This window comes from Streptomyces sp. NPDC056480, from assembly GCF_042795405.1.
Lineage (GTDB): Bacteria > Actinomycetota > Actinomycetes > Streptomycetales > Streptomycetaceae > Streptomyces.
This window is the reverse complement of the sequence record NZ_JBHTSA010000201.1, coordinates 1-8,157: the sequence shown is the minus strand read 5'-3', so window position 1 is coordinate 8,157 and position 8,157 is coordinate 1. Positions and strand designations below refer to the sequence as shown.

7 protein-coding genes are annotated in these 8,157 nt (G+C 67.6%); all 7 read left to right on the top strand.

The window, feature by feature from the left end:
• The first annotated feature begins 371 nt into the window (after window positions 1–371).
• The 7 genes from ccrA to pssA all read left to right on the top strand — a co-directional run bounded on the left by ccrA (window position 372) and on the right by pssA (window position 8,129).
• The gene (gene ccrA, locus ACFQ79_RS39390) at window positions 372–1,709 is read left to right on the top strand and encodes a crotonyl-CoA carboxylase/reductase (RefSeq protein ID WP_383592899.1); all 1,338 of its coding nucleotides are present in this window, start codon (window positions 372–374) and stop codon (window positions 1,707–1,709) included.
• Window positions 1,710–1,723: 14 nt separating this feature from the next.
• Window positions 1,724–3,745 carry a protein meaA gene (locus ACFQ79_RS39385; RefSeq protein WP_383592895.1) on the top strand — a complete coding sequence of 674 codons (2,022 nt, stop codon included), beginning with the start codon at window positions 1,724–1,726 and terminating at the stop codon, window positions 3,743–3,745.
• On the top strand, window positions 3,742–4,707 hold the full coding sequence (locus ACFQ79_RS39380) for a CoA ester lyase (RefSeq protein WP_073907415.1): 966 nt from the start codon (window positions 3,742–3,744) through the stop codon (window positions 4,705–4,707). The genes ACFQ79_RS39385 and ACFQ79_RS39380 overlap by 4 nt, the downstream gene beginning before the upstream one ends.
• Window positions 4,708–4,711: 4 nt before the next feature.
• Entirely contained in the window at window positions 4,712–5,236 is a 525-nt protein-coding gene (locus ACFQ79_RS39375; RefSeq protein WP_209497594.1) for a MaoC family dehydratase, read from the top strand.
• 2 nt (window positions 5,237–5,238) lie between these two features.
• Complete coding sequence (locus ACFQ79_RS39370) at window positions 5,239–6,444, top strand: acyl-CoA dehydrogenase family protein (RefSeq protein WP_015037484.1); 1,206 nt, start codon at window positions 5,239–5,241, stop codon at window positions 6,442–6,444.
• 169 nt (window positions 6,445–6,613) lie between these two features.
• Window positions 6,614–7,270: a phosphatidylserine decarboxylase gene (locus tag ACFQ79_RS39365; RefSeq protein ID WP_015037483.1), complete on the top strand. Its 657-nt coding sequence runs from the start codon at window positions 6,614–6,616 to the stop codon at window positions 7,268–7,270.
• Window positions 7,263–8,129, top strand: a complete 867-nt coding sequence (gene pssA, locus ACFQ79_RS39360) for a CDP-diacylglycerol--serine O-phosphatidyltransferase (RefSeq protein ID WP_383592902.1) — start codon at window positions 7,263–7,265, stop codon at window positions 8,127–8,129. Before ACFQ79_RS39365 ends, pssA begins: the two co-directional genes overlap by 8 nt.
• The last annotated feature ends 28 nt before the right edge of the window (window positions 8,130–8,157 follow it).

Genomic DNA, 8,157 nt, shown 5'->3' with positions numbered 1-8,157 from the left:
GCGAAGGCCGCCCCTCTCGGGGCGGCCTTCGCCCGTTTTGACCTGCGATTCGATCGATCATCGCTCACATGTGACCGGCAGATTGCATATGAGTGAAATTGTTGGCACGCAGTGCCTTGTCACGTGACACGGCGTGCCATACGTTGAAGGTGTCCGGGCGGCCGGCGCGCAGAGGTCTCCTCGTGCGCCGGCTGTCCCCACAAGCGATCGTGAACGTGCGCCCGGACGCCTGCGTCACAGGCACCCACCGCGCCCACCAGGCGCAGCCCGCACCACCCCGCCGAACCGACGGCACACCTCCACAGCAGCAGCCCCAGACGTAACCCTCAGCGCGTCCCCCCTCAGGACGCCGCACCGCCGGAGGCAACCCCGTGAAGGACATCCTGGACGCGATCCAGTCCTCGGACTCCACGTCCGCCGACTTCGCGAACATCCCGCTCCCCGAGTCGTACCGCGCCATCACCGTCCACAAGGACGAGGCGGAGATGTTCGCCGGGCTCGCCAGCCGCGACAAGGACCCGCGCAAGTCGCTGCACCTCGACAACGTGCCGGTGCCCGAGCTCGGCCCGGGCGAGGCCCTCGTCGCGGTCATGGCCAGCTCCGTGAACTACAACTCGGTCTGGACCTCGATCTTCGAGCCCGTCTCCACCTTCGGTTTCCTGGAGCGCTACGGCCGGCTCAGCGACCTCAGCAAGCGCCACGACCTGCCGTACCACGTCATCGGCTCCGACCTCGCGGGCGTCGTGCTCCGCACCGGACCCGGCGTGAACTCGTGGAAGCCCGGCGACGAGGTCGTCGCGCACTGCCTCTCGGTCGAGCTGGAGTCCTCGGACGGCCACAACGACACGATGCTCGACCCCGAGCAGCGCATCTGGGGCTTCGAGACCAACTTCGGCGGCCTCGCGGAGATCGCGCTGGTCAAGTCGAACCAGCTGATGCCGAAGCCCGACCACCTGAGCTGGGAGGAGGCGGCGTCCCCGGGCCTCGTCAACTCCACCGCGTACCGCCAGCTGGTCTCCCGCAACGGCGCCGGGATGAAGCAGGGCGACAACGTCCTCATCTGGGGCGCGAGCGGTGGACTCGGCTCGTACGCCACGCAGTTCGCCCTGGCCGGCGGCGCCAACCCGATCTGTGTCGTCTCCTCCCCCGAGAAGGCCGACATCTGCCGGGCGATGGGCGCCGAGGCGGTCATCGACCGCAACGCCGAGGGCTACAAGTTCTGGAAGGACGAGCACACCCAGGACCCCAAGGAGTGGAAGCGCTTCGGCAAGCGCATCCGCGAGCTCACCGGCGGCGAGGACATCGACATCGTCTTCGAGCACCCGGGCCGCGAGACCTTCGGCGCGAGCGTCTACGTCACCCGCAAGGGCGGCACCATCACCACCTGCGCCTCCACCTCCGGCTACATGCACGAGTACGACAACCGCTACCTGTGGATGTCGCTCAAGCGCATCATCGGCTCGCACTTCGCCAACTACCGCGAGGCGTGGGAGGCCAACCGCCTGATCGCCAAGGGCAAGATCCACCCCACCCTGTCGAAGGTCTACTCCCTGGAGGACACCGGCCAGGCCGCCTACGACGTCCACCGCAACCTGCACCAGGGCAAGGTCGGCGTCCTCGCGCTCGCGCCCGAGGAGGGCCTCGGCGTCCGCAACCCGGAACTGCGCGCCCAGCACATCGACGCCATCAACCGCTTCCGCAACATCTGAGCCCGGGACCATAGATGACTGAGCGCCAGAAGGACCGGCCGTGGCTCATGCGGACGTACGCCGGTCACTCGACCGCCGAGGCGTCCAACGAGCTGTACCGGCGCAACCTCGCCAAGGGTCAGACCGGCCTCTCGGTCGCGTTCGACCTGCCGACGCAGACGGGCTACGACCCCGACCACATCCTCGCCCGCGGCGAGGTCGGCCGGGTCGGCGTCCCCGTCTCGCACCTCGGTGACATGCGGCGGCTGTTCCAGGACATCCCCCTGGACCAGATGAACACCTCGATGACCATCAACGCCACGGCGATGTGGCTCCTGGCGCTCTACCAGGTGGTAGCCGAGGAGCAGGGTGCCGATGTCACCCGGCTCCAGGGCACCACCCAGAACGACATCGTGAAGGAGTACCTGTCGCGCGGGACGCACGTCTTCCCGCCCGGCCCCTCCCTCCGCCTCACGACGGACATGATCACCTACACGGTGAACAACATCCCGAAGTGGAACCCGATCAACATCTGCAGCTACCACCTGCAGGAGGCCGGGGCCACCCCGGTCCAGGAGATCTCGTACGCGATGTCCACCGCGATCGCCGTGCTCGACGCGGTGTTCGCCTCGGGCCAGGTGCCGGAGGACCGCAAGGGCGAGGTCGTCGCCCGCATCTCCTTCTTCGTGAACGCGGGCGTCCGCTTCATCGAGGAGATGTGCAAGATGCGCGCCTTCGGCCGCATCTGGGACAAGGTCACCCGCGAGCGGTACGGCATCGAGAACGAGAAGCAGCGCCGGTTCCGCTACGGCGTGCAGGTCAACTCGCTCGGTCTGACCGAGGCCCAGCCCGAGAACAACGTCCAGCGGATCGTCCTGGAGATGCTGGCCGTCACCCTCTCCAAGGACGCCCGCGCGCGTGCCGTGCAGCTGCCCGCCTGGAACGAGGCGCTCGGTCTGCCCCGGCCGTGGGACCAGCAGTGGTCGCTCCGCATCCAGCAGGTCCTCGCCCACGAGTCCGACCTCCTGGAGTACGAGGACATCTTCGCCGGCTCGCACGTCATCGAGGCCAAGGTCGACTCGCTCGTCGAGGAGTGCCTGGCCGAGATCGACCGGATCCAGGAGATGGGCGGCGCGATGGCCGCCGTCGAGTCCGGCTACCTCAAGTCGCAGCTCGTCTCCTCGCACGCCGAGCGGCGCGCCCGGATCGAGGCCGGCGACGAGAAGATCATCGGCGTCAACATCTTCCAGGCGACCGAGGAGAACCCCCTCACCGCCGACCTGGACACCGCCATCATGACGGTGGACCCGGCGAACGAGGCGCGGGTGGTCGCGGCCCTCCACGAGTGGCGCGACAACCGCGACGAGACCCGCGCCCAGGAATCCCTGGCGACGCTGAAGGCGACGGCTGCCGGTGACGGCAACCTCTTCGCCGCCACCCTGGAGTGCGCGCGTGCGGGCGTCACGACCGGGGAGTGGTCCTGGGCGCTGCGGGACGTCTTCGGCGAGTTCCGCGCCCCGACCGGCGTGTCCTCCGCCCCGGTCGCGGTGACGGCCGAGGCCGGCACGCCGCTGGCCCTGGTACGGGACAAGGTGGCGCGGACCGCCGAGGAGATGGGCGTCGGGCGGCTGCGGCTGCTCGTCGGCAAGCCGGGCCTGGACGGGCACTCCAACGGGGCCGAGCAGATCGCCGTCCGCGCGCGTGACGCCGGCTTCGAGGTGGTCTACCAGGGCATCCGGCTGACGCCCGAGCAGATCGTGAACGCGGCCCTCGCGGAGGACGTGCACTGCGTGGGCCTGTCGATCCTCTCCGGCTCGCACGCCGAGCTGGTCCCGGACGTCCTCGACCGCCTCCGCGAGGCGGGCGCGGCCGACGTGCCCGTCATCGTCGGCGGGATCATCCCGAACGCCGACGCCGCAGAACTGAAGCGTGCGGGTGTGGCCGCCGTCTTCACACCGAAGGACTTCGGCATCACGGAGATCATCGGACGTATCGTCGACGAGATCCGGACAGCGAACAAGCTCCACCCCCTTGAAAGTACGGAGGTCCCCGCATGACCAGCCCCGTGAACCGCCTGCGTCCGCGCCGCTCCTGCCTGGCGGTCCCCGGTTCCAACCCGCGCTTCCTGGAGAAGGCCCAGGGCCTCGCCGCCGACCAGGTCTTCCTGGACCTGGAGGACGCGTGCGCCCCGCTGGCCAAGCCCGAGGCCCGGCACACCATCGTGAAGTTCCTGAACGAGGGCGACTGGACCGGCAAGACCCGGGTCGTCCGCGTCAACGACTGGACGACCCACTGGACGTACCGTGACGTCGTCACCGTCGTCGAGGGCGCCGGCCAGAACCTCGACTGCATCATGCTGCCGAAGGTCCAGGACGCCCAGCAGATCGTGGCGCTCGACCTCCTGCTGACCCAGATCGAGAAGACGATGGGCTTCGAGGTCGGCAAGATCGGCATCGAGGCGCAGATCGAGAACGCCCAGGGCCTGAACAACGTCAACGCGATCGCGCAGGCCTCCCAGCGCGTCGAGACGATCATCTTCGGCCCGGCCGACTTCATGGCCTCCATCAACATGAAGTCGCTGGTCGTGGGCGAGCAGCCGCCCGGCTACCCGGCGGACGCGTACCACCACATCCTGATGAGCATCCTGATGGCCGCCCGCGCCAACAACCTCCAGGCGATCGACGGCCCCTACCTCCAGATCCGCAACCAGGAGGGTTACAAGGCCGTCGCGCGGCGCGCCGCCGCCCTCGGTTTCGACGGCAAGTGGGTGCTGCACCCGGACCAGGTCGCCGCCGCGAACGAGATCTTCTCGCCCTCGCAGGAGGACTACGACCACGCCGAGCTGATCCTCGACGCGTACGACTACTACACGTCCGAGGCCGGCGGGAAGAAGGGCTCCGCGATGCTCGGCGACGAGATGATCGACGAGGCCTCCCGCAAGATGGCCCTGGTCATCTCCGGCAAGGGCCGCGCCGCCGGCATGCAGCGCACCAGCAAGTTCGAGATCCCGGAGGCGTAGCACCATGCAGTTCGGCCGCACCTACGAAGAGTTCGAAGTCGGTGCCGTGTACAAGCACTGGCCCGGAAAGACCGTCACCGAGTACGACGACCACCTCTTCTGTCTGCTGACGATGAACCACCATCCGCTGCACATGGATGTGAACTACGCCGAGAACACGACGGATTTCGGCAGGAACGTCGTCGTGGGCAACTACATCTACTCGCTGCTGCTCGGCATGTCCGTGCCGGACGTCTCCGGCAAGGCCATCGCCAACCTGGAGATCGAGTCGCTGCGGCACGTGGCGCCGACCTTCCACGGCGACACGATCTACGGCGAGACCACGGTCCTCGACAAGACCCCGTCGAAGTCGAAGAACGACCGCGGCATCGTCTACGTCGAGACCAAGGGCTACAAGCAGGACGGCACCCTCGTGTGCGTCTTCCGCCGCAAGGTGATGGTCCCCACCGAGACGTACATCAAGGAGCGCGGCGGCGAGCAGCCCGGCCGCCCCGAGCTGATCGAGCCCGCCAAGAAGACGGAGAAGTAGCCATGGCCCGACTCGCCCAGACCGCCGGGCTCACGGACGTCCAGCAGGAGATCCTCAAGACCGTCCGGGAGTTCGTCGACAAGGAGATCATCCCGGTCGCCACCGAGCTGGAGCACCGCGACGAGTACCCCCAGCAGATCGTCGACGGGCTCAAGGAGCTCGGCCTCTTCGGTCTGATGATCCCCGAGGAGTACGGGGGTCTGGGTGAGTCGCTCCTCACCTACGCGCTGTGCGTGGAGGAGATCGCGCGTGGCTGGATGTCGGTCTCCGGCATCATCAACACGCACTTCATCGTGGCGTACATGCTGAAGCAGCACGGCACCCAGGAGCAGAAGGACTACTTCCTTCCGCGGATGGCGGCCGGCGAGACGCGTGGCGCGTTCTCGATGTCGGAGCCGGGCCTCGGCTCGGACGTGTCGGCGATCACGTCGAAGGCGGTCAAGGACGGCGACGAGTACGTCCTGAACGGCCAGAAGATGTGGCTGACCAACGGCGGAACGTCAACGCTGGTCGCCGTTCTCGTCCGAAGTGACGAAGGACACCCGGAGGGCACCGCCCCCCACAAGTCGATGACGACCTTCCTCGTCGAGAAGGAGCCCGGCTTCGGAGAGGTCCGCCCCGGCCTCACCATCCCCGGGAAGATCGACAAGATGGGTTACAAGGGCGTCGACACCACCGAGCTCATCATGGACGGACTGCGCATTCCGGCCAATCGGGTCCTCGGCGGGGTCACCGGCCGAGGGTTTTACCAAATGATGGACGGCGTCGAGGTCGGCCGGGTGAACGTGGCGGCCCGTGGCTGCGGCGTCGCTCAGCGTGCCTTCGAGCTCGGTGTCTCGTATGCCCAGCAACGTCACACTTTCGGCAAGGCGATCGCTCAGCACCAGGCGATTCAGTTCAAGCTGGCCGAGATGGCTACCAAGGTCGAGGCCGCTCATGCGATGATGGTGAATGCAGCACGCAAAAAGGACTCCGGGGAACGAAACGACCTCGAAGCAGGGATGGCGAAGTACCTCGCCTCCGAGTACTGCAAGGAGGTCGTCGAGGATGCCTTCCGCATTCACGGCGGCTACGGGTTCTCCAAGGAGTACGAGATCGAGCGCCTCTACCGCGAGGCGCCGATGCTGCTCATCGGTGAAGGTACCGCCGAGATCCAGAAAATGATCATTGGTCGTCGGCTGCTCGAGGAGTACCGATTCCAGGGTTGATTGTCGGTTTTGAGTCGTTTCGGCCGCGAAGAAGATCACACCCTGTGTTCGTCTTCCGGCCGTCGACTCGGTTCCTGGCTTACCCAGTTGCGCCCCGCAACCGATAGCATCGAGGGAAAGCCGCCGTCCCCCGTTGCCAGTGCGGCATCATCCGCTACGAAGGTCATCCATGCCCCACAGCCAAACCTCTGCACACCGCGACAGCCTCACGGGCGTACGCATTGCGCGCGGAGCATCGCCGTGGCTTCTGCCGACCGTCGCCACCGCGGCGCTCAGCCTCGTGCGCGCGCGCAAGTCGAGGCGGGCCGCGGCCATCGCCGTGCCGACCACCGCGCTCGCGGCCGGCATGCTGTGGTTCTTCCGCGACCCCGAGCGTGAGATCGCTCAGGGCCGGGTCATCTCCCCCGCCGACGGTGTGGTGCAGAGCATCATGCCGTGGAAGGACGGGCGCACCCGGGTCGCCATCTTCATGAGCCCGCTGAACGTCCACGTCAACCGCGCGCCGCTGGCCGGCACCGTGACGTCCGTGGAGCACGTTCCCGGCGGGTTCGTCCCGGCGTTCAACAAGGAGAGCGAGAACAACGAGCGCGTTGTCTGGCACTTCGACACCGAGCTCGGCGACATCGAGATGGTGCAGATCGCGGGCGCCGTCGCCCGGCGCATCGTGCCGTACATCCCGCAGGGGACCAAGGTCGAGCAGGGTGACCGCATCGGTCTGATCCGCTTCGGCTCGCGCGTCGACATCTACCTCCCCGAGGGTGTCGAGGTCGCCGTCGAGGTCGGCCAGGCCACCACAGCGGGGGTGACTCGCATTGACCGTGATTGATCCCGACACACGGGCCGCCGACTGGGTCGCCGGCACCGACACGGAAGGGTCCGAAGAGGCCGAGGAGATGCCGCTGTCGTTGAGGCTGTCCATAGCGGACGCCCTCACGCTCGGTAACGCCACGTGTGGATTCATGGCGGTGTACTTCACCACCACGGGCATCCTCATCCCGCACCTCACGGGCAGCACGGAGACCGGCATGGCGCGCAACAGCGCCGCCACCGCCGTCATCCTCATGCTGGCCGCGGCGATCTTCGACCTGTTCGACGGCATCGTGGCGCGCAAGCTGCGCTCCTCCCCGATGGGCGCCGAGCTCGACAACCTCTCGGACCTGATCAGCTTCGGTCTGGCCCCGGCCTACTTCGTACTCGTGTACGGCATGGTCACGCCCGGCGCGCAGCAGAAGGTCTCGGCGGTCGCCGCGATCGTGGTGCTGCTCGCGGTGGTGCTGCGGCTGGCGAGATTCTCCTGCGTGACCATGAAGGACGGCATGTTCCAGGGCATGCCGAGCCCCTTCGGCGCGCTGACAGTGGTCTCGATCGTGCTCCTGGAGCTGCCGTTCATCCCGACGCTGCTCGCGATCATCGGTGTCGCCTGGCTGATGGTGAGCCGGGTCGAGTACCCCAAGCCGCGGGGCGTCCTCGCGGTGGCGATGCTCAGCTGGATCGTCGGCGCGATGGGCATGCTGGCGGCCTGGGCCTTCGACGCTCCGGGCGGACAGTTCCTGCTCCAGACCGGATGCGCGCTCCAGGTCGTGATGGGCGCCGTGATCCCCCTCTTCGCGACGGCCCGTCGGGTGAACACCTTCCGCGGCAACCGGCGTGAGAGCCGGGAGGCGCGGGCGGCGCAGCTGCCGTAGCGCGACCACGTACAGACGAGAAGGGCCC

Excerpts from the sequence above, each read along its gene's own strand:
- ACFQ79_RS39385 (WP_383592895.1), top strand. The coding sequence starts at position 1,724 with ATGACTGAGCGCCAGAAGGACCGGCCGTGGCTCATGCGGACGTACGCC.
- ACFQ79_RS39380 (WP_073907415.1), top strand. The coding sequence starts at position 3,742 with ATGACCAGCCCCGTGAACCGCCTGCGTCCGCGCCGCTCCTGCCTGGCG.
- ACFQ79_RS39375 (WP_209497594.1), top strand. The coding sequence starts at position 4,712 with ATGCAGTTCGGCCGCACCTACGAAGAGTTCGAAGTCGGTGCCGTGTAC.
- ACFQ79_RS39370 (WP_015037484.1), top strand. The coding sequence starts at position 5,239 with ATGGCCCGACTCGCCCAGACCGCCGGGCTCACGGACGTCCAGCAGGAG.
- ACFQ79_RS39365 (WP_015037483.1), top strand. The coding sequence starts at position 6,614 with ATGCCCCACAGCCAAACCTCTGCACACCGCGACAGCCTCACGGGCGTA.